Annotated in this window: 28 protein-coding genes; 4 read left to right on the plus strand and 24 right to left on the minus strand. The window is 34.7% G+C overall.

Annotated features, from left to right (window positions below):
* Nucleotides 1-7: 7 nt before the first annotated feature.
* The 22 genes from secY to rpsJ all read right to left on the minus strand — a co-directional run bounded on the left by secY (nucleotide 8) and on the right by rpsJ (nucleotide 10561).
* Nucleotides 8-1309 carry a preprotein translocase subunit SecY gene (gene secY, locus LQ609_RS05600; protein ID WP_078356948.1) on the minus strand — a complete coding sequence of 434 codons (1302 nt, stop codon included), beginning with the start codon at nucleotides 1307-1309 and terminating at the stop codon, nucleotides 8-10.
* A complete protein-coding gene (gene rplO / locus LQ609_RS05605) occupies nucleotides 1309-1749 on the minus strand; it encodes a 50S ribosomal protein L15 (RefSeq protein ID WP_107509253.1) in 441 nt (146 codons plus the stop codon). The genes secY and rplO overlap by 1 nt, the downstream gene beginning before the upstream one ends.
* Before the next feature lie 30 nt (nucleotides 1750-1779).
* Nucleotides 1780-1959, minus strand: coding sequence for a 50S ribosomal protein L30 (gene rpmD / locus LQ609_RS05610; protein WP_078356950.1), 180 nt, complete (start codon nucleotides 1957-1959; stop codon nucleotides 1780-1782).
* Between the two features lie 16 nt (nucleotides 1960-1975).
* Nucleotides 1976-2476, minus strand: coding sequence for a 30S ribosomal protein S5 (gene rpsE, locus LQ609_RS05615; protein WP_078356951.1), 501 nt, complete (start codon nucleotides 2474-2476; stop codon nucleotides 1976-1978).
* 18 nt (nucleotides 2477-2494) lie between these two features.
* Nucleotides 2495-2857, minus strand: coding sequence for a 50S ribosomal protein L18 (gene rplR / locus LQ609_RS05620; RefSeq protein WP_078356952.1), 363 nt, complete (start codon nucleotides 2855-2857; stop codon nucleotides 2495-2497).
* Nucleotides 2858-2885: 28 nt separating this feature from the next.
* Nucleotides 2886-3422: a 50S ribosomal protein L6 gene (rplF, locus tag LQ609_RS05625; RefSeq protein ID WP_078356953.1), complete on the minus strand. Its 537-nt coding sequence runs from the start codon at nucleotides 3420-3422 to the stop codon at nucleotides 2886-2888.
* Nucleotides 3423-3451: 29 nt separating this feature from the next.
* A complete protein-coding gene (gene rpsH, locus LQ609_RS05630; RefSeq protein ID WP_078356954.1) occupies nucleotides 3452-3850 on the minus strand; it encodes a 30S ribosomal protein S8 in 399 nt (132 codons plus the stop codon).
* Nucleotides 3851-3879: 29 nt separating this feature from the next.
* Nucleotides 3880-4065, minus strand: coding sequence for a type Z 30S ribosomal protein S14 (locus LQ609_RS05635; protein ID WP_016998812.1), 186 nt, complete (start codon nucleotides 4063-4065; stop codon nucleotides 3880-3882).
* Nucleotides 4066-4092: 27 nt separating this feature from the next.
* Entirely contained in the window at nucleotides 4093-4632 is a 540-nt protein-coding gene (gene rplE / locus LQ609_RS05640) for a 50S ribosomal protein L5 (RefSeq protein ID WP_078356955.1), read from the minus strand.
* Between the two features lie 25 nt (nucleotides 4633-4657).
* A complete protein-coding gene (gene rplX, locus LQ609_RS05645; protein WP_078356956.1) occupies nucleotides 4658-4978 on the minus strand; it encodes a 50S ribosomal protein L24 in 321 nt (106 codons plus the stop codon).
* A gap of 43 nt (nucleotides 4979-5021) precedes the next feature.
* Nucleotides 5022-5390, minus strand: a complete 369-nt coding sequence (gene rplN, locus LQ609_RS05650; protein WP_016911102.1) for a 50S ribosomal protein L14 — start codon at nucleotides 5388-5390, stop codon at nucleotides 5022-5024.
* A 33-nt stretch (nucleotides 5391-5423) separates the two neighbouring features.
* Entirely contained in the window at nucleotides 5424-5687 is a 264-nt protein-coding gene (gene rpsQ, locus LQ609_RS05655) for a 30S ribosomal protein S17 (RefSeq protein WP_016911101.1), read from the minus strand.
* A gap of 23 nt (nucleotides 5688-5710) precedes the next feature.
* Nucleotides 5711-5926, minus strand: coding sequence for a 50S ribosomal protein L29 (rpmC, locus tag LQ609_RS05660; RefSeq protein ID WP_016998808.1), 216 nt, complete (start codon nucleotides 5924-5926; stop codon nucleotides 5711-5713).
* A complete protein-coding gene (rplP, locus tag LQ609_RS05665; protein WP_016911099.1) occupies nucleotides 5916-6350 on the minus strand; it encodes a 50S ribosomal protein L16 in 435 nt (144 codons plus the stop codon). Before rplP ends, rpmC begins: the two co-directional genes overlap by 11 nt.
* A 2-nt stretch (nucleotides 6351-6352) precedes the next feature.
* Nucleotides 6353-7006, minus strand: a complete 654-nt coding sequence (gene rpsC, locus LQ609_RS05670) for a 30S ribosomal protein S3 (RefSeq protein WP_025906790.1) — start codon at nucleotides 7004-7006, stop codon at nucleotides 6353-6355.
* Between the two features lie 28 nt (nucleotides 7007-7034).
* The gene (gene rplV / locus LQ609_RS05675) at nucleotides 7035-7394 is read right to left on the minus strand and encodes a 50S ribosomal protein L22 (RefSeq protein WP_078356957.1); all 360 of its coding nucleotides are present in this window, start codon (nucleotides 7392-7394) and stop codon (nucleotides 7035-7037) included.
* Nucleotides 7395-7419: 25 nt separating this feature from the next.
* Nucleotides 7420-7698 carry a 30S ribosomal protein S19 gene (gene rpsS / locus LQ609_RS05680; RefSeq protein ID WP_078356958.1) on the minus strand — a complete coding sequence of 93 codons (279 nt, stop codon included), beginning with the start codon at nucleotides 7696-7698 and terminating at the stop codon, nucleotides 7420-7422.
* Nucleotides 7699-7762: 64 nt separating this feature from the next.
* Nucleotides 7763-8596: a 50S ribosomal protein L2 gene (gene rplB, locus LQ609_RS05685; protein WP_078356959.1), complete on the minus strand. Its 834-nt coding sequence runs from the start codon at nucleotides 8594-8596 to the stop codon at nucleotides 7763-7765.
* A gap of 31 nt (nucleotides 8597-8627) precedes the next feature.
* Nucleotides 8628-8906: a 50S ribosomal protein L23 gene (gene rplW, locus LQ609_RS05690; protein ID WP_025906794.1), complete on the minus strand. Its 279-nt coding sequence runs from the start codon at nucleotides 8904-8906 to the stop codon at nucleotides 8628-8630.
* Nucleotides 8906-9529: a 50S ribosomal protein L4 gene (gene rplD / locus LQ609_RS05695; RefSeq protein WP_078356960.1), complete on the minus strand. Its 624-nt coding sequence runs from the start codon at nucleotides 9527-9529 to the stop codon at nucleotides 8906-8908. The genes rplW and rplD overlap by 1 nt, the downstream gene beginning before the upstream one ends.
* 29 nt (nucleotides 9530-9558) lie before the next feature.
* Nucleotides 9559-10221, minus strand: a complete 663-nt coding sequence (rplC, locus tag LQ609_RS05700; RefSeq protein WP_078356961.1) for a 50S ribosomal protein L3 — start codon at nucleotides 10219-10221, stop codon at nucleotides 9559-9561.
* A 31-nt stretch (nucleotides 10222-10252) separates the two neighbouring features.
* On the minus strand, nucleotides 10253-10561 hold the full coding sequence (gene rpsJ, locus LQ609_RS05705) for a 30S ribosomal protein S10 (protein ID WP_016998799.1): 309 nt from the start codon (nucleotides 10559-10561) through the stop codon (nucleotides 10253-10255).
* Between the two features lie 316 nt (nucleotides 10562-10877).
* Here rpsJ and LQ609_RS05710 point away from each other — a divergent pair, with 316 nt between their 5' ends.
* A complete protein-coding gene (locus LQ609_RS05710; RefSeq protein WP_107509252.1) occupies nucleotides 10878-11246 on the plus strand; it encodes a hypothetical protein in 369 nt (122 codons plus the stop codon).
* Between the two features lie 526 nt (nucleotides 11247-11772).
* On the opposite strand, the gene LQ609_RS05715 is transcribed toward LQ609_RS05710, so the two are convergent.
* Nucleotides 11773-13107, minus strand: coding sequence for an NCS2 family permease (locus LQ609_RS05715; RefSeq protein ID WP_107509251.1), 1335 nt, complete (start codon nucleotides 13105-13107; stop codon nucleotides 11773-11775).
* A 192-nt stretch (nucleotides 13108-13299) separates the two neighbouring features.
* Complete coding sequence (locus LQ609_RS05720; RefSeq protein ID WP_239734427.1) at nucleotides 13300-15435, minus strand: DNA topoisomerase III; 2136 nt, start codon at nucleotides 15433-15435, stop codon at nucleotides 13300-13302.
* Nucleotides 15436-15577: 142 nt separating this feature from the next.
* Here LQ609_RS05720 and LQ609_RS05725 point away from each other — a divergent pair, with 142 nt between their 5' ends.
* The 3 genes from LQ609_RS05725 (at nucleotide 15578) to LQ609_RS05735 (ending at nucleotide 18273) form a co-directional block, all read left to right on the plus strand.
* Nucleotides 15578-16444 carry a GNAT family N-acetyltransferase gene (locus LQ609_RS05725; RefSeq protein ID WP_078356965.1) on the plus strand — a complete coding sequence of 289 codons (867 nt, stop codon included), beginning with the start codon at nucleotides 15578-15580 and terminating at the stop codon, nucleotides 16442-16444.
* A gap of 156 nt (nucleotides 16445-16600) precedes the next feature.
* Nucleotides 16601-17458, plus strand: coding sequence for a GRP family sugar transporter (locus LQ609_RS05730; RefSeq protein ID WP_107509248.1), 858 nt, complete (start codon nucleotides 16601-16603; stop codon nucleotides 17456-17458).
* A gap of 29 nt (nucleotides 17459-17487) precedes the next feature.
* Nucleotides 17488-18273: a glucose 1-dehydrogenase gene (locus LQ609_RS05735; protein ID WP_078356967.1), complete on the plus strand. Its 786-nt coding sequence runs from the start codon at nucleotides 17488-17490 to the stop codon at nucleotides 18271-18273.
* The last annotated feature ends 413 nt before the right edge of the window (nucleotides 18274-18686 follow it).

Genomic DNA, 18686 nt, shown 5'->3' on the forward strand with positions numbered 1-18686 from the left:
TACTTGCTTATCGTCTTCTAAAGCCTCTATATTCTCGTTGATTGAGTTGAGCTTCTAAAGTCTTCATTGTTTCAATTGCAACACCGATAACGATTAGTAAGCTTGTACCACCAACTTGTATTGCTTGAGGCAAACTCATTAACTTAATAGCTAATATTGGAATAATAGAAATTAAAGCTAAGAATATTGATCCCACAAACGTTAAACGATAGAGCACTCTAGTGATGTATTTTTTAGTTTGTTCTCCAGGTCTAATACCCGGTACATAACTACCTTGTTTTTGTAAGTTTTCTGCCATTTTCTCAGGATTAACCTGAACAAATGCATAAAAGTATGCGAACGCTATAATTAAAATAACATAAACAATCATACCGATATTATGAGATGGATCTGCGTAAGTCGTAACTGTTTGCGCCCAATCTTGATCAGGGAAGAACAATGTTAATGTCTTCGGAAGCATGAAAAATGCCATCGCAAATATTACAGGAATTACACCAGCTGCATTAACTTTCAAAGGTAAATATGTTGCATTTGCAGATAATGAACCACCAGTACCTTGTTGTTGACGCTTAGCATATTGGATAGGAATTTTACGAATAGCTTGAAGTACATAAACTGCACCGACTGTAAGTAAGATCATTCCAACAAATAAGCCAACCGCTTTTAACCAAGCCATAGTTGTATCATCTGCACCAACAAAACTCTGTTGGTAAAATTGAATTAATGAGTTTGGCATAGAAGATAAAATACCAGCGAAGATAATAATAGAAATACCATTACCAACTCCGAATTGAGTTATCTGCTCACCTAACCACATTAAGAAAGCTGTTCCTGCAGTTAAAACTAATGCTATTAACAAATAATTTAACACTGAAGTATTTTGAATCAAATTACCACCCAGCATATTATTAAATGAATACGACATACCTAAGCCTTGAACGAATGCTAAAACAATCGTAAAGTAACGCGTAAATTGATTAATCTTTTTACGACCAACTTCACCTTGTTTAGCCCATTCAGTAAACTTAGGTACAACATCCATTTGTAATAATTGCATTACGATTGAAGCAGTAATATAAGGCATAATACCCATTGCTAATATAGAGAAGTTCTGCAAGGCACCTCCACCGAATGTATTAAACAAATCGGTAATACCTTGCGAACCTTTATTTTGATTAAAAGCTTCTGGATTAACACCAGGTGCTGGAATATAAGTTCCAACTTTAAATATAACGAGCATTGCTAGTGTGAATAATATCTTGTTACGAATATCTTTAGTCTTCAAAAAACTAACGATCGTTTCAAACATTAGATCACCTCATGCGTTCCGCCCTTACCTTCGATTGCTTCAATTGCTGAAGCTGAGAATTTATGAGCTTTTATTGTTAATTTCTTTTCTAATGAACCGTTTCCTAAAACTTTAACACCTGATTTTTCAGATTTAACAACACCTGACTCTACTAATAAAGCTGGAGTAATTTCAGTTCCATCTTCGAAACGATTTAATTGATCAAGATTAACAATTGCATATTCTTTACGGTTAATGTTAGTGAACCCACGTTTTGGTAAACGACGGAATAATGGTAATTGTCCACCTTCGAAACCTAAACGAACACCGCCACCTGAACGTGCTTTTTGTCCTTTAGTACCACGACCACTTGTTTTACCATTACCTGTAGCCATACCACGACCAACACGGTTACGTTCTTTACGAGCACCTTTAACTGGTTTCAACTCATGTAATTTCATTTTGGCACCTCCTTAATACTTTAGATGAATTTATTTTTCAGAAACTTTTAGTAAGTGACTTACTTTTTCGATTTGCCCACGAATCGCAGGATTATCTTCAACTACTACAGTTGAGTTTGTTTTTTTAAGTCCTAGCGCTTGAACTGTCTTGCGTTGTGTTTCAGGACGACCAATAACGCTACGAGTGAGGGTAATTTCTAATTTAGCCATAGTCTTTGTTCCCTCCTTAATTTAATAATTCTTCTACTGATTTACCGCGTAGACTAGCTACTTGTTCGGCATTTTTAAGTTCTTTAAGTCCTTCAATTGTAGCACGAACCATATTAATAGGTGTGTTAGAACCTAATGATTTACTTAAGATATCAGTGATACCAGCAAGTTCTAATACCGCACGAACTGGTCCACCTGCAATAACACCTGTACCAGGTGCTGCTGGTTTAATTAAAACACGACCTGCACCAAAACGTCCAATAACTTGGTGAGGAGTAGTTCCTTCAACACGTGGAACTGTTACTAAATCTTTCTTAGCATCTTCCACTGCTTTTTTAATTGCTTCAGGTACCTCTTGAGCTTTACCAGTACCGAAACCTACGCGACCATTTTTATCTCCAACAACTACTAAAGCTGTAAAACGGAAACGACGACCACCTTTAACTACTTTAGCTACACGGTTAATCGTAACTACGCGCTCTTCAAATTCTTTAACTTCTTGTTCTTTACGACGCATGAGTGTCCCTCCTTTAAATTAAAATTGAAGTCCGTTTTCACGAGCTGAATCAGCTAATGCTTTGATACGTCCGTGGTATAAATATCCCCCACGATCAAATACTACAGCTTCAACGCCTTTTTCTGACGCACGTTTTGCAACGATTTCGCCTATTTTAGCTGCTGCTTCTACATTACCTGATTGCTCTAGGTTTAATTCTTTATCTAAACTTGATGCTTGAGCGATTGTTACGCCATTTAAGTCATCAATAATTTGAGCATAAATATGTTTGTTTGAACGATATACATTTAAACGTGGTTTTTCGCTTGTTCCAGCTAATTTTGAACGCACGCGAGCATGTCTTTTCAAACGAACTTTATTTTTGTCGATTTTAGCGATCATGTTAGTGCTCCTTTCTTAATGTTAATGATTACTTACCAGTTTTACCTTCTTTACGACGAACATATTCGCCTTCGTAACGAATACCTTTACCTTTATAAGGTTCTGGTGGACGGATTGAACGAATGTAAGAAGCAGTTGCTCCAACACGTTCTTTTGAAATACCTTCTACTTTAACTTTAGTGTTTTTGTCTACTGATAATGTAATTCCATCTTCAGCAACGATTTCTACAGGATGAGAATAACCAACATTTAAGATGATATTTTTACCTTGCATTTGGGCACGGTAACCAACACCAATAAGTTCTAAGTTTTTCTCGAAACCTTTAGATACACCTTCAATCATGTTAGCGATCAATGCACGAGTTGTACCATGTACAGTTTTGTGCTCTTTAGAGTCAGATGGACGTACAACTTCTAAGCTGTTGTCCTCTTGTTTATATGTCATTTCTTCATTAAAAGTACTAGTTAATTCACCTTTTGATCCTTTAACTGTAACTGTATTATCTTTGATAGTAACAGTAACATCAGCAGGGATCTCAATTATTTTCTTACCAACACGGCTCATTATGTGGGCACCTCCTTATAATTTTATAATTACCAGATATAAGCTAATACTTCTCCACCGATTCCACGTTGTCTAGCATCTTTATCAGTTAAAACACCTTCAGATGTAGAAACAAGTGCAACACCTAAACCGTTAAGAACTTTTGGAAGTTCGTCAGCTTTAGCATAAACACGTAAACCTGGTTTAGAAATACGTTTTAAACCTGTGATAACTCGCTCGTTGTTTTGACCATATTTAAGGAACATACGGATAACACCTTGCTTATCATCTTCGATATATTCTACGCTTTTTACAAATCCTTCTTTTTTAAGGATTTCAGCGATTTCTTTTTTAATGTTTGATGCAGGTAACTCTAATTTTTCGTGACGTACCATGTTTGCGTTACGCACGCGAGTTAACATATCTGCAATTGGATCTGACATTGTCATTTGTGTTTCCTCCTTTCATTCTTTTGAGTTTACCAGCTAGCTTTACGTACGCCAGGAATCTGGCCTTTGTATGCTAGTTCACGGAAACAAATACGGCAAAGTTTGAATTTACGATATACTGAGTGTGGACGTCCACAACGTTCACAACGCGTGTATTCACGAACACCGAATTTTTGTTTACGTTGTTGTTTAGCGATCATTGATTTTTTAGCCACTTAATTAGCCTCCTTTATAATTAGAGATTACTTTTGAAATGGCATACCGAATTGTGATAACAATTCACGAGCTTCCTCGTCAGTGTTAGCAGTTGTAACGATAACGATATCCATTCCTCGTACTTTACTTACTTTATCATAGTCGATTTCAGGGAAAATTAATTGTTCCTTAACACCTAAAGTGTAATTTCCACGACCGTCGAATGCTTTTTTAGAGATACCACGGAAGTCACGTACACGTGGTAATGAAACTGAGATTAATTTATCAAAGAATTCATACATTCTTTCTCCACGTAATGTAACTTTCGCACCGATAGGCATGCCTTCACGAAGACGGAAAGTCGCAATAGATTTTTTAGCTTTAGTTACTAATGGTTTTTGACCTGTGATTGTTTGAAGTTCTTCAACAGCAGAATCTAAAACTTTAGAGTTTTGAACTGCATCACCGATACCCATGTTTACAACTATTTTTTCGATTTTTGGTACTTGCATAACTGAATCATAGTTAAATTTCTTAACTAACTCAGCAGAAATTTCATTATTAAACTTTTCTTTTAAACGTGTCAAAGTGGATCCTCCTTTCACTTAATAATTATTCTTTTGATGATTTAATTTCTTCGCCAGATTTTTTAGCGATACGAACTTTTTTACCATCTACTACTTTAAATCCAACACGAGTTGGTTCATTTGTCTTAGGATCAAGTAATTGAACGTTTGATACGTGGATAGTACCTTCTGTTTCTAAGATACCACCTTCTGGATTTAACTGAGTTGGTTTTTGGTGTTTTTTAATAACGTTAACACCTTCTACCACTACGCGTTCCTTTTTAGGTAATGCTTCTAAAACTTTACCAGTTTTACCTTTATCTTTACCTGAGATAACGATTACGTTGTCACCTTTACGTACGTGCATGTGTAGGCACCTCCTTAGGAATTTTGTTTTTTATCATTATAGATTAAAGTACCTCTGGCGCTAGAGAAACGATCTTCATGAAGTTACCTTCACGTAATTCACGCGCTACAGGACCGAATATACGTGTACCACGTGGACCTTTGTCATCACGGATGATTACACATGCATTTTCGTCAAATTTGATGTAAGAGCCATCTTCACGACGTACACCTGATTTAGTACGTACAACAACAGCTTTAACAACTTCACCTTTTTTAACAACGCCACCTGGTGTAGCATTTTTAACAGTAACGACGATAACATCACCAATGTTAGCTGTCTTACGACCAGATCCGCCTAAAACTTTGATTGTTAATACTTCACGAGCACCAGAGTTGTCTGCTACTTTTAAACGTGTTTCTTGTTGGATCATCTTTGTTTGACCTCCCTTATCTTTATACTTCTATTAAATAATTACTGATTCTTCAACGATTTCAACTAGACGGAAACGCTTAGTTGATGATAAAGGACGTGTTTCTGCAATCTTAACGATATCGCCCATTTTTGCTGAATTGTTTTCATCATGTGTTTTATATTTTTTTGAATATTTTACACGTTTACCATATAATTTATGAGTTTTGTAAGTTTCTACAACTACTGTAATAGTTTTGTCCATTTTATCTGAAACTACTTTACCAACGTAAACTTTGCGGTCATTTCTTTCACTCACAGTAATGAACCTCCTCTACTTGATTATTTATTATCTGCTGCTTTCTCTTCTTCGATTTCTCTTTCACGTACGATTGTTTTAAGACGTGCAATCGTTTTTTTAACTTTTCGAATGTTAGCAGTCTCTTCAAGTTGACCAGTTGCTAACTGAAAGCGTAAGTTGAATAATTGTTCTTTAGCTTCTTTGATTTCTTTTTCAATTTCAGTAGTGGTTAAATTTCTGATATCCTTAGCTTTCATTTGTGTCACCACCCAATTCTTCACGTTTTACAAACTTAGATTTTACTGGAAGTTTGTGTGCAGCAAGACGTAATGCTTCACGTGCTACTTCTTCTTGAACACCAGCGATTTCGAACAAGATACGTCCTGGTTTAACTACTGCTACCCAACCTTCAACTGCACCTTTACCTGAACCCATACGTACTTCTAAAGGTTTTTTAGTATATGGTGTATGTGGGAATATTTTGATCCATACTTTTCCGCCACGTTTCATATAACGTGTCATTGCGATACGAGCTGATTCGATTTGACGAGATGTAATCCAAGCTGCTGTTTGAGCTTGTAAACCATATTCACCAAATGTTACTTCATTTCCGCCTTTTGAACGACCAGTTGTTTTAGGACGATGTTGACGACGGAATTTAACACGTTTTGGTAATAACATTATTATTTTCCTCCTTCACTAGACTTCTTTGTAGGAAGAACTTCTCCACGGTAGATCCATACTTTTACACCTAATTTACCGTAAGTAGTGTCGGCTTCTTCATGTGCGAAATCAATGTCTGCACGTAGTGTATGAAGTGGAACAGTTCCTTCTGAATATTGTTCTGCACGAGCGATATCTGCGCCACCTAAACGACCAGATACTTGTGTTTTGATACCTTTAGCTCCCAATTTCATTGCACGTTGGATAGCTTGTTTTTGAGCACGACGGAAAGATACACGATTTTCTAATTGACGAGCAATGTTATTTGCTACCAATGTTGCATCTAAATCAACTTTTTTGATTTCAATAACGTTGATGTGTACTTTTTTGTTAGTCAATGCGTTTAATTTGTTACGTAATTTTTCGATTTCAGAACCGCCTTTACCAATAACCATACCTGGCTTACCAGTGTGGATTGCGATATTGATACGGTTTGCTGCACGCTCAATTTCAACACTTGAAACTGAAGCTTCTTTTAATGCTTCTGCGATATATTTACGAACTTTTAAGTCTTCATGTAAAAGTGTTGCGAAGTCTTTACCAGCATACCACTTTGCTTCCCAGTCACGAATTACACCGACACGAAGTCCGATTGGATTAATTTTTTGACCCACTATATTCCCTCCTTAATGATTTAGTTAATTATGCTTCTTTAACTTCTTCTTTAGCTTCTTTTTCGCCAACTACGATTGTAATATGACTAGTACGTTTGTTGATCGCACTTGCACGACCTTGTGCACGTGGACGGAAACGTTTTAATGTAGGTCCTTCATTAGCATAAGCTTCTTTTATAACTAATGTGTCAGGATTTAAATCATAATTATGTTCTGCATTTGCTAATGCTGACATTAATAATTTTTCAACTACAGGTGATGTTGCTTTGTTAGTTAATTTTAAGATGGCAATTGCTTCTGCCACTTCTTTACCTCTAATAAGATCTAAAACTAATCTCACTTTACGAGGTGCGATTCTTATTGTTCTAGCAACCGCTTTTGCTTCCATTGTGACTTCCTCCTCTATTTAGAAATTAGCGTTTAGTCTTCTTGTCGTCTGCAGCATGACCTTTATAAGTACGTGTAGGTGCAAACTCTCCTAATTTGTGTCCAACCATATCTTCAGTAATGAATACTGGTACATGTTTACGACCATCATATACTGCTATTGTATGTCCGATGAAGTCAGGAAATACTGTTGAACGACGAGACCATGTTTTAATAACTGATTTTTTTTCACCTTCGTTTTGAGATTCAATTTTTTTCATTAAATGATCATCAACGAAAGGTCCTTTTTTAAGACTACGAGCCATTATGGCGCCTCCCTTCTTATTTATTGCGCGCGGCATCTAAGCCGCACACGTAAATAAGGTATTATTATTTTTTCTTACGACCACGAACGATGAATTTAGATGAACGTTGGCTTTGTTTACGAGTTTTCTTACCAAGTGTTGGTTTGCCCCATGGAGACATTGGTGATTTAAGACCGATTGGTGTACGACCTTCACCACCACCGTGTGGGTGATCGTTAGGGTTCATTACAGAACCACGAACTGTTGGACGTTTGCCCATCCATCTAGAACGACCTGCTTTACCAATTGTGATTAATTCGTGTTGTTCATTACCAACTTGACCGATTGTTGCACGACAAGTAGATAAGATCATACGAACTTCACCTGATTTAAGACGAACTAATACGTATTTACCTTCTTTACCAAGTACTTGAGCACTTGTACCAGCAGAACGGACTAATTGTCCACCTTTACCTGGTTTTAATTCGATATTGTGAATTGTAGTACCAACTGGGATATCTGTTAATGCTAATGCATTACCAACTTTGATATCTGCTTCTGAACCATTGAAAATTTGTTGTCCTACTTTTAAGCCTTTAGGCGCAAGTATATATCTTTTTTCACCATCTGCGTATACAACTAATGCAATATTAGCTGAACGGTTTGGATCATACTCGATAGTTGATACTTTAGCAGGAATTCCATCTTTATTACGTTTGAAATCAATTACACGGTATTGACGTTTATGACCGCCACCTCTGTGACGAACTGTCAATTTACCTTGGTTGTTACGTCCCGCTTTTCTCGGAAGCGGTTGTAATAGTGACTTTTCAGGAGTCGTTGATGTAATTTCAGCGAAATCTGAAGATGTCATATTACGACGACCATTTGTAATTGGCTTATACTTTTTAAGAGCCATTGTCGTTTTACCTCCTTAGTGGTAATTGTTTTTAGTTAAATAGGTCTATTGAAGAACCTTCTTTTAGAGTTACGATTGCTTTACGACGTTTGTTAGTGAAACCATTGTAACGACCAACACGTTTAGCTTTCGCTTTAACGTTCATGATGTTTACTGTGTCTACTTTCACGTCGAAAATTTCTTCGATTGCGATTTTAACTTGTGTTTTGTTAGCACGTGTATCAACATCAAATGTGTATTTATCTAAAGCCATATCTGATGAAGATTTTTCTGTGATTACGGGGCGCTTAATAACATCTCTTGCTTCCATTATGCGAGCACCTCCTCTACTTTATCCACTGCTGCTTTAGTTATTACGACTTTGCTAGAACCTAAAATATCTAATACGTTTAAGCTTTGAGCGTCAATAACTTTAACACCTGGAATGTTACGAGCTGATAATTCAACGTTACTTTCAACAGTATCAACGATGAATAAAACTTTTTTAGAAAGCTCTAAATTGCTCATTACATTTTTGAATTCTTTAGTTTTAGGCGCATCAAAGTTGAATGCTTCTAAAACAGTTAATTCGTTATCACTTACTTTTGCTGATAATGCAGAACGTAATGCTAAACGACGCATTTTCTTAGGCATTTTGTAAGAATAACTTCTTGGTGTAGGACCGAATACGATACCACCACCACGCCATTGTGGCGCACGGATTGTACCTTGACGAGCACGACCTGTACCTTTTTGTTTCCAAGGTTTACGTCCACCACCACGAACTGCTGAACGATTCTTAACTGCGTGAGTACCTTGGCGTAATGAAGCACGTTGTAAGTTGACTGCTTCGAATAATACGTGTTGGTTTGGTTCGATACCAAATACACTATCATTTAATTCGATAGATCCTGATTTAGAACCATCTACTTTTAATACATCAATATTAGCCATAATGTTGTTTCCTCCTTTCACCTAAATAATTATTTATTACCTTTTTTAATTGAAGTTGTAAGTTTTACTAAACCTTTTTTAGGGCCTGGAACGTTACCTTTAACTAAAATTACGTTATTTTCTGCATCAACTTTAACTACTTCTAAGTTTTGCATAGTAACTGTGTTTCCACCCATACGGCCTGGTAATTCTTTACCTTTAAATACTTTAGAAGCATCTGAAGCCATACCCATTGAACCAGAACCTCTATGATAACGAGAACCGTGACTCATTGGTCCACGAGAGAAACCGTGACGTTTAATTGAGCCTTGGAAACCTTTACCTTTAGAAACGCCTGTTGCATCAATAATGTCTCCTGCTTGGAAAGTATCTACAGTGACTTCTTGACCTACCTCGTATGCTGAAACATCAATGTTTCTGAATTCACGAGTGAAGCGCTTAGGTGCTGAACCTGCTTTTTTAGCATGTCCTTCAGCAGCTTTAGTTGCATATTTGTTAGATTTACGATCTTTTTTATATGCTTGTTTGTCTTCAAAACCGATTTGAACAGCGTTGTAGCCGTCTACTTCATCAGTTTTTGTTTGTAATACTACGTTTTGACTAGCTTCTACTACAGTAACTGGTATTAATTCACCGTTTTCTGCGAATACTTGAGTCATTCCAATTTTTCTTCCTAAGATTCCTTTGGTCATCGAAAGTCGCACCTCCTGTTATTTTAATGAATTATAATTTGATTTCGATGTCTACACCAGATGGTAAGTTTAAGCCCATAAGAGCATCAACTGTTTTAGGTGTAGGGTTAAGAATGTCGATTAAACGTTTATGCGTACGTTGTTCGAATTGTTCACGTGAGTCTTTATATTTATGAACGGCACGGATTACAGTATAAACTGATTTCTCAGTTGGTAATGGAATCGGACCAGACACTTGAGCTCCAGAACGTTTAGCTGTTTCAACAATTTTTTCTGCTGATTGATCGATCATACGGTGATCATACGCTTTTAAACGGATACGAATTTTTTGTTTTGCCATAATTTTCCCTCCTTGTTCGTCTACTTTATAGTGATAGACTTCTCCACGAAAACTCTCTTACACACCGCCATGGCAAAGCGGCCGGGTGTGTCAGTAACCTCTCGCTTCATCGCTTCTTAAAGTCCAACATTAGATATGATACATGATTTATACCTATTATGCAATAGATATCCATATATTTTTTCTAAATCCATCTAACACATACCCAAGTATTATAACGGATATTACCACCTATTTCAATAGATAAAATTTAATTAGATAATTTGTAATCTAAATGTTATAATATAACAAGCAATTTTCAATAGGTGGTGAAGTCATGAAAAGAGGAATTAAGTCTGTGTTACTTGTTCTTTCTATTATATTAGTGATATCTGAATTAATATTAGCAATACCATTTCTCGGCGGTGGAATTATACTATCAACTGGTTACAACGCCCTAGTACTTAACGGTACGCTTTATTTTATTGCTACTCTTATTTTATTAATAGATAATCAAAACTCTGTGAAGGTCATTTTTGTTATACCATTAATAGGGTTAATAGCTAGTTTCGTTGCAGTTATCCCAATTATTGGATGGTTATTACATATTGTAATGGTCGTCTTAATGATTATATTCTTATTCACTATTATAATTGCACCTGTTTATATACCATCTAAATATTACAAGACAACATATAAAAGTTAATATATAAAACGAGGCTGGACATAAATTCTAACTCAAAATAAATAAGCATATCACTTAACTGATTTTTTATAGTTTACAGTGATATGCTTATTTTTTTAATATCTTACGATTTTGCACGTGCATGCTTGCCTAGTTACTCTTATCAGCAGTTTTACTTAGATCTGCTTTTAACACTACTCTTATAAGCAGTTTTGCTTAGATCTGCTTTTAACACTACTCTTATAAGCAGTTTTACTTTGAACTGCTTTTAACACTAACCTTATCAGCAGTTTTACTTTGAACTGCTTTTAACACTAACCTTATCAGCAGTTTTACTTTGAACTGCTTTTAACACTACTCTTATAAGCAGTTTTGCTTAGATCTGCTTTTAACACTACTCTTATCAGCAGTTTTGCCTAGATCTGCTGATAACGTACCTCTTATATGCCCGCGGAAAGCATGCGCATAAAAAAATGCCGACAAAGTTCTAAGACTTTGCCGACACTCTGTTGGTAGTTCTAAGAGCTACCAACATGATTTTTATATTTTAACCATGAACAAATACGAAATATGCGACGAATACAAAGAATAAACCATACATTATAGGATGAATCTCTTTATGTCTTTTTGCTACTATCATTGTAATAGGATAGAAAATAAATCCGCAAGCAATACCTGTCGCAATTGAATATGTTAAAGGCATCATAATCATTGTTAAGAAAGCAGGTACTGCGATCTCAAATTTTTGCCAATCAATCTTACCTAAGTTACTTACCATCAACACACCAACGATCACAAGTGCTGGCGCTGTTACTGCACTGGTAACAACTGCCATTAATGGAGAGAACAATAATGCTGCTAAGAAACAAGCACCTGTTACAACACTTGCAAATCCAGTTCTTGCCCCTACTGCTACACCTGCACTTGATTCAATATAGCTTGTTGTTGTAGACGTCCCGAAAATTGCACCTACAATTGTTGCTAATGAATCTGCGAATAAAGCCTTCCCTGCTCTTGGTAATTTATTATCTTTCATTAAACCTGCTTGATTTGCTACTGCAACTAATGTACCTGCAGTATCAAAGAAATCTATAAACAAGAAAGTTAATACAACTATTAAGAATTGTACATTAAATATAGTAGATAAATCTCCAAATGCTTCAAAAGATGCTCCGAATGTTGGTGCTACACTTGGTACTTTTCCAATAATACTATCTGGCATAGCGATTAATCCTGTAATTAAACCTGCTACAGCAGTTAATACCATACCTACAAATATTGCACCTGGTAATTTTTTAGCCATCAAAATAACAGTGATAATAATACCAAATACTGCGAGTAATACTTCTGGGTTATGTATTGAACCTAGAGTAACTAATGTAGAATCTTCTTTTTGTACAATACCTGCTCCTTGTAATCCTACAAAAGTAATAAATAAACCTATCCCTGCTGATACAGCCATCTTTAATTCAAATGGAATTGCATTTATAATCACTTCTCGCAAACCACTCATCGTTAATACTGCAAATATAAGTCCAGAGAATAGTACTCCTGTTAATCCAGTTTGCCAAGGTATTCCCATAGTTAATACTACTGTAAATGCAAAAAATGCATTCAATCCCATACCTGGTGCCAATGCAATCGGGTATTTAGCGATAATACCCATAAACAAACAACCTACTAAAGCAGCTAAAGCAGTAGCAACAAATACAGCACCTTGATCCATTCTCATTGAATCAGGTATGTTCTCAACACTTGCTAAACTCAGCATTGATGGATTTATGGCTAATATGTATGCCATTGAAAGGAAAGTTGTTAAACCACCTAATATTTCTCTTTTATAATTAGTTCCCAATTCATCAAACTTAAAGTAACGTTTCATAGTAAGACTCCTTTTTTAATTTCAACACTGTACATTGTATTACTCAGTACATTAAAAATCAATACTTTTTACGAACATTTATTAAAATTAAATTATCTATGTTCGTGTTATGTACCCTACAAAGCTTTTGTGCTCTAATTTCATAATATGAAAAACACCCGTACTTATGTTTAAAAGTACGGGTGAACTATATTAGAATTTCAAATCCTTTAATGCATCTTTAAACGGATTGTTTTCTACTTCTTCATTCTTCATGTATTGTTTCATTTCTCTCTTGCCTATTTTGCCAGTCTTTTTATTTTTCAGTCTTTCATCCATGTGTTCTTGTGTTTCTGTATGACCACATACACAACGATAAGTTGCTTTCTTTCCTGTACCATATAAAGTTAATTTCTTTTTACAATTTGGACATCTTGCGTTTGTTTGTCGTTGTTGATTCTTTTTAGTTTTACAAGTTGGATCTTGACATACGAGCATTTGACCATTTTTAGTTTTTACTTTAAGCATGAATTTTCCACAAGTTGGACACTCTGTTGTCGTAATATTATCATGTTTAAATTTATCATCACTATTTTTAATATCTCCAATAATTTCTCGAGTAAACCCTCGCATTTCTTTCATGAAAGTTTCTTTTGAATACTTACCCTTTTCAATTTGGTTTAATTTCATTTCCCAATTTGCAGTAAGTTCAGGTGAAGTCAGTTGTTCTGGAGCTAAGTTTAATAATTGTTTACCTTTAGGCGTAATTTTAATTTTTCCTTGAATTGCTTCTATAACATTAGAGCTATATAACTTTTCTATAATATCTGCTCTTGTTGCTACAGTTCCAATACCACCTGTTTCATTTAAAGTTTGAGCCATCTTTTTATCTTTAAGTTTGAAGAAAAGTTGTGGTGATTCCATAGCTTTAAGTAATGTTCCTTCATTAAAGTATGCTGGTGGCTCTGTATCCTTACTCGTAATGTTCAAGTTCTGAATTTTAACTCGTTGTTGTTCTTTAAATGGTAATTCTTTAACAATTGCTTTTTCTTGGTGAATTGCTTTATAGCCTAATTCAATTGCTACTTCTTGAACAAGTTTAAACTTCTCACCTTCACAAGTTAATTCTACTGTAGTTTCTTCATATTGATATGGTGGTAATAATACTTCTAAAAATCTTTCAGCAACTATCATGTAGATTTTTTCTTCTCTAGGTGATAATTGATCCATGTTAGGTCTTACCTCAGTTGGTACAATAGCATGGTGATCAGACACCTTATTATTATCGACAAAATGTTTTCCAGCTTTTATTTGTTTTTTAAGTAGTGGTACTGCGTAAGACTTTAATGATGTTGCACTTAGAGAAGAGACCCTCTCTTTTAATGAAGAAACCATATCATCAGTTAGATAATTTGAGTCAGTTCTTGGATAAGTTAATACTTTATGTTGCTCATATAAAGACTGCATAGTATTTAATGTTTCTTTTGCACTCATTTTATATCGTTGATACGCTGTTTGTTGCAAACTTGTTAAGTCATATAATTTTTGTGGATACTTTGTTTTCTTTTTCTTATAAACATTTTCAATTGTTCCCGTATTATTTTGTACTTTTTGTTTTATTTGTTCTATTAATTCTGAATCAAATGTTTTATCTCCATTTTGAGTTACCCATTTGAATTTATATCCATCTATATCAACATTCATTTGATAGTATTTTTTCGGCTTAAATGACTGTATTTCATTTTGTCTCATTTGAACAAGATTCAATGTTGGTGTTTGAACTCTCCCACATGACAATTGTGCGTCATATTTAGTTGTTAATGCTCTCGTAGCATTTATTCCAACTATCCAATCTGCTTCACTTCTACACAGTGCAGCTTGGTAAAGATTGTTGTAAGCTGCCCCAGGTTTTAAGTTTTGAAAACCTGCCTTAATCGCTTTTTCAGTAACTGAACTAATCCATAAACGTTTCAATGGCTTTTTCACTTTAGCTTTCTCAATAATTAATCTAGCAACAAGTTCCCCTTCTCTACCAGCATCTGTCGCAATAATAATTGAATTTACATCATCACGTTTCATAAGATGTTGAACTGTATTAAACTGACTTCTTGTCTTCTTAATAACAACATGTTTCATATAGTCTGGAATAATAGGTAAGACATTTAAATTCCATTCTTTGAACTTTTTATCATATTCTTCTGGTGTTGCATTTGTTACTAGATGCCCTAATGCCCATGTTACGATATATTGTTTATTCTCAAAATATCCTTTCTTTTGATCGTGCACACCTAATGCTTTAGCTATGTCACGACCAACTGAAGGTTTTTCTGCAAGAACTAATGCTTTCATATTCATTTCACCCATTCTTTTTTCATTCGTGTCATTATAACATGAATAAAAACTGTTCTAAAGCTATCAAAAACTTTTATAATTTTTCGTTTAATCGTATAATAGAATAAAATAATCGTTGAATAATAAAGGAGTGACTGTCATGCAAATATTGCCACTTAAGCAAATAGACCCTATCACCTCTTACTTATATGAAAAAAATCTTCAAAATAATTATTACGTTGAGTATATACCTACAGATATAGAAGAGATTAAGTCTGCTTTAACAAGTAAATTTAATGAACAATCTTTCTACTATATCGAAGACAACAATAATATTATTGGAATTTTAGGATTTGAAAAAATTGATGATGAGACTGTCAATGTTTGGGGACCAATTGTTAATGATACAACAGAAGAAACTTTAAATGCGTTAAAAGAAATTTGGGAAATGTTACTCAATAATCATCGTGATATAAAATATTGTCATATATCACTACATAAAGACCACATTCTTAACAATAGTAAACTTAAAAGACTTCATGCTGGATATGTAGAAACGCAGTACACATTAGAAATTCAACAACCACCTCTTCCAATAGATAAACAACATCAAATGACACCTTATAGCAAACCCTATTATTATTCATTTGATAAGTTGCACTCTAATAATTTTAAACATAGTGATATTAGTTCAAGAGATATTGTTAACTCTCTTGGTGAAAATCATGCTCTATATTTATATATTGCAGAAGGCCTTGTTAAAGGTTATATATATTTATCTATTGATATACCTAAAAAATTAGCAACAATACCTAATTTGGCATCTCATCACGATTATAGGAAGCAAGGTATTGCCTTTCAAATGATTCATTTTGCGACAAATAAAGCTTTCACGCATGATGATGTTGAAACTGTAAGAATATATGTAGATAGTAAAAAACATGAACAAATACAACTTCTTTATGAAAAAGTTGGTTTTAAAATTGTTAATGAAACACATCATTTTAAATATGTAAGACCTTTTTAAAGGACATATGAAGAAGCTGAGACATAAAAAATGATCTCAGCTTCTTTCCTTTATTAATATTTAGTGAGCTGTATGTTTTACAACTAATTTGTTTCGCGCGTATAATACACGGGTACTGTTTAAAATACAAATAAATAGAGAAAGCGAGTCGTGTGTATGGAATATCTTATAGCTCTGTTACCAGCATTGTTCTGGGGAAGTGTAGTATTAATCAACGTAAAAGTTGGTGGAGGTCCTTATAACCAAATATTAGGTACTACTATCGGGGCGTTCATCATTGGATTATGCCTATTTGCATTTGGTGATGTCCAATTTACTGCTACTACAGTTATTATCGGTATGGTTTCTGGTGCTTTCTGGGCATTAGGACAAGGATTTCAACTTAGAAGTGTTGAATTAGTTGGTGTTTCAATTACAATGCCTATTTCCACAGGTTTACAATTACTTGGAACAACATTATTCAGCGCAGCATTTTTAGGAGAATGGTCTACAGGAACACAAGTAGCACTTGGTTTATCAGGCTTAGCCTTATTAATAGTCGGTGTAATCTTTACTTCTGTTCAGAAAAAAGGTTCTGGAAACAGTGGTAATTCTAAAAAAATCGGTAAAGCTATTCCAATTTTACTTATCTCAACAGTTGGTTATGTTGTCTATGTTGTAATTGGTCAAGTATTTGGAGTTGAAGGTTGGGATGCATTGTTCCCTCAATCAATTGGTATGGTAATTGGTGGTATTATTTTATCATTCAAACATAAGCCTACAGTGAAATATACAGCATTTAATTTATTACCAGGTATTGTTTGGGCATTAGGTAATATGTTCTTATTCATCTCACAACCAAAAGTTGGTGTGGGTACAAGTTTCTCATTCTCACAAATGTTAGTTATTGTATCTACTTTAGGTGGAATATTCTTATTAGGAGAACAAAAAACAAAACGTCAAATGACATTTATCTGGATCGGTATAGTGTTAATTATAATAGCAGCATTCATTATTGGTGCAGCTAAAGGGTAGATTCAATTAAAAATATAGGAGTGTTTAATATGTATGAAGATTTAAAAGATAAAGTTGTCATTATTACTGGTGGTAACAGTGGTATTGGTAAAGCAACTTCAGAACGTTTCGGTAAAGAAGGTTCAAAAGTCGTGATTGGTTATCTAGATCATGTTGAAGAAGCTGAAAAAGTTGTTCAATCAATTAAAGATTCTGGTGCTGATGCAATCGCAATTAAAGCAGACGTTTCAGTAGAAGAAGATATTAAGAACTTAATACAACAAACACATGAAAAATTTGGACGCATTGATGTACTCATTAATAACGCCGGTTTCGAAAAACCAATCCCATCACACGAAATGAGCTTAGCTGAATGGTCTAAAGTTATTGATATCAATTTAACTGGTGCATTCATCGGAAGTAGAGAAGTTATTAATTATTATTTAGAACATGATATTAAAGGTCAAATCATTAATACTGCTAGTGTGCATGACGTTATTCCATGGCCAAACTATGTCAATTATGCTGCAAGTAAAGGCGGTTTAAAATTGATGATGGAAACAATGTCTATGGAATATGGTAAAAATGGAATAAGAATTAATAATGTTTCTCCAGGTGCAATTGTTACAGAACATACACGCGAGAAATTCTCTGACCCAGCAACTAGAGAAGAAACATTAGGAATGATTCCTTTAAATGAAATTGGTGAAGCGGATCAAGTAGCTAACATCAATGCATTTCTTGCTTCAGAACAAGCAAGCTACATCCATGGTACAACACTTTATGTTGATGGTGGTATGACTAACTACCCTGCATTTATGGGCGGTAAAGGTTAATTCATTAATACGTAACATTATAATGCCAACAAAGTCTAAGACTTTGTTGGCATTATTTTATGCGCATGCTTACACTTCTCTCTACTTGTGTGAATACAGATATCCATACTTACACTTCTACTCACTTGTGTGAATACAGATATCCATACTTAAACTTCTACTCACTTGTGTGAATACAGATATCCATACTTAAACTTCTCTCTACTTGTGTGAACATAGACACTTAAGATTAATTGCCTTTAACATAAATGTCCTAGTATTTTAATGATAATCATTTAGCTAACTCTTAGAGACACCTGTTTTCTATATAAAAATAAATATTTCCAACGATTTTGTAGTGCGGACGCCTGAGGGAATAGTATGCGTGAGAGACTACAGGCTCGAACCATACCCTCTGGCAAATGTACGTACAA

The organism is Mammaliicoccus sp. G-M28 (genome assembly GCF_022386595.1).
GTDB lineage: Bacteria > Bacillota > Bacilli > Staphylococcales > Staphylococcaceae > Mammaliicoccus > Mammaliicoccus fleurettii.

What these genes read in the sequence shown, in the direction of transcription:
- secY (WP_078356948.1), bottom strand. Translation starts at nt 1,309, where the DNA reads ATGTTTGAAACGATCGTTAGTTTTTTGAAGACTAAAGATATTCGTAAC.
- rplO (WP_107509253.1), bottom strand. Translation starts at nt 1,749, where the DNA reads ATGAAATTACATGAGTTGAAACCAGTTAAAGGTGCTCGTAAAGAACGT.
- rpmD (WP_078356950.1), bottom strand. Translation starts at nt 1,959, where the DNA reads ATGGCTAAATTAGAAATTACCCTCACTCGTAGCGTTATTGGTCGTCCT.
- rpsE (WP_078356951.1), bottom strand. Translation starts at nt 2,476, where the DNA reads ATGCGTCGTAAAGAACAAGAAGTTAAAGAATTTGAAGAGCGCGTAGTT.
- rplR (WP_078356952.1), bottom strand. Translation starts at nt 2,857, where the DNA reads ATGATCGCTAAAATCGACAAAAATAAAGTTCGTTTGAAAAGACATGCT.
- rplF (WP_078356953.1), bottom strand. Translation starts at nt 3,422, where the DNA reads ATGAGCCGTGTTGGTAAGAAAATAATTGAGATCCCTGCTGATGTTACT.
- rpsH (WP_078356954.1), bottom strand. Translation starts at nt 3,850, where the DNA reads ATGACAATGTCAGATCCAATTGCAGATATGTTAACTCGCGTGCGTAAC.
- rplX (WP_078356956.1), bottom strand. Translation starts at nt 4,978, where the DNA reads ATGCACGTACGTAAAGGTGACAACGTAATCGTTATCTCAGGTAAAGAT.
- rplN (WP_016911102.1), bottom strand. Translation starts at nt 5,390, where the DNA reads ATGATCCAACAAGAAACACGTTTAAAAGTAGCAGACAACTCTGGTGCT.
- rpmC (WP_016998808.1), bottom strand. Translation starts at nt 5,926, where the DNA reads ATGAAAGCTAAGGATATCAGAAATTTAACCACTACTGAAATTGAAAAA.
- rplP (WP_016911099.1), bottom strand. Translation starts at nt 6,350, where the DNA reads ATGTTATTACCAAAACGTGTTAAATTCCGTCGTCAACATCGTCCTAAA.
- rplV (WP_078356957.1), bottom strand. Translation starts at nt 7,394, where the DNA reads ATGGAAGCAAAAGCGGTTGCTAGAACAATAAGAATCGCACCTCGTAAA.
- rpsS (WP_078356958.1), bottom strand. Translation starts at nt 7,698, where the DNA reads ATGGCTCGTAGTCTTAAAAAAGGACCTTTCGTTGATGATCATTTAATG.
- rplB (WP_078356959.1), bottom strand. Translation starts at nt 8,596, where the DNA reads ATGGCTCTTAAAAAGTATAAGCCAATTACAAATGGTCGTCGTAATATG.
- rplW (WP_025906794.1), bottom strand. Translation starts at nt 8,906, where the DNA reads ATGGAAGCAAGAGATGTTATTAAGCGCCCCGTAATCACAGAAAAATCT.
- rplD (WP_078356960.1), bottom strand. Translation starts at nt 9,529, where the DNA reads ATGGCTAATATTGATGTATTAAAAGTAGATGGTTCTAAATCAGGATCT.
- rplC (WP_078356961.1), bottom strand. Translation starts at nt 10,221, where the DNA reads ATGACCAAAGGAATCTTAGGAAGAAAAATTGGAATGACTCAAGTATTC.
- rpsJ (WP_016998799.1), bottom strand. Translation starts at nt 10,561, where the DNA reads ATGGCAAAACAAAAAATTCGTATCCGTTTAAAAGCGTATGATCACCGT.
- LQ609_RS05710 (WP_107509252.1), top strand. Translation starts at nt 10,878, where the DNA reads ATGAAAAGAGGAATTAAGTCTGTGTTACTTGTTCTTTCTATTATATTA.
- LQ609_RS05715 (WP_107509251.1), bottom strand. Translation starts at nt 13,107, where the DNA reads ATGAAACGTTACTTTAAGTTTGATGAATTGGGAACTAATTATAAAAGA.
- LQ609_RS05720 (WP_239734427.1), bottom strand. Translation starts at nt 15,435, where the DNA reads ATGAAAGCATTAGTTCTTGCAGAAAAACCTTCAGTTGGTCGTGACATA.
- LQ609_RS05725 (WP_078356965.1), top strand. Translation starts at nt 15,578, where the DNA reads ATGCAAATATTGCCACTTAAGCAAATAGACCCTATCACCTCTTACTTA.
- LQ609_RS05730 (WP_107509248.1), top strand. Translation starts at nt 16,601, where the DNA reads ATGGAATATCTTATAGCTCTGTTACCAGCATTGTTCTGGGGAAGTGTA.
- LQ609_RS05735 (WP_078356967.1), top strand. Translation starts at nt 17,488, where the DNA reads ATGTATGAAGATTTAAAAGATAAAGTTGTCATTATTACTGGTGGTAAC.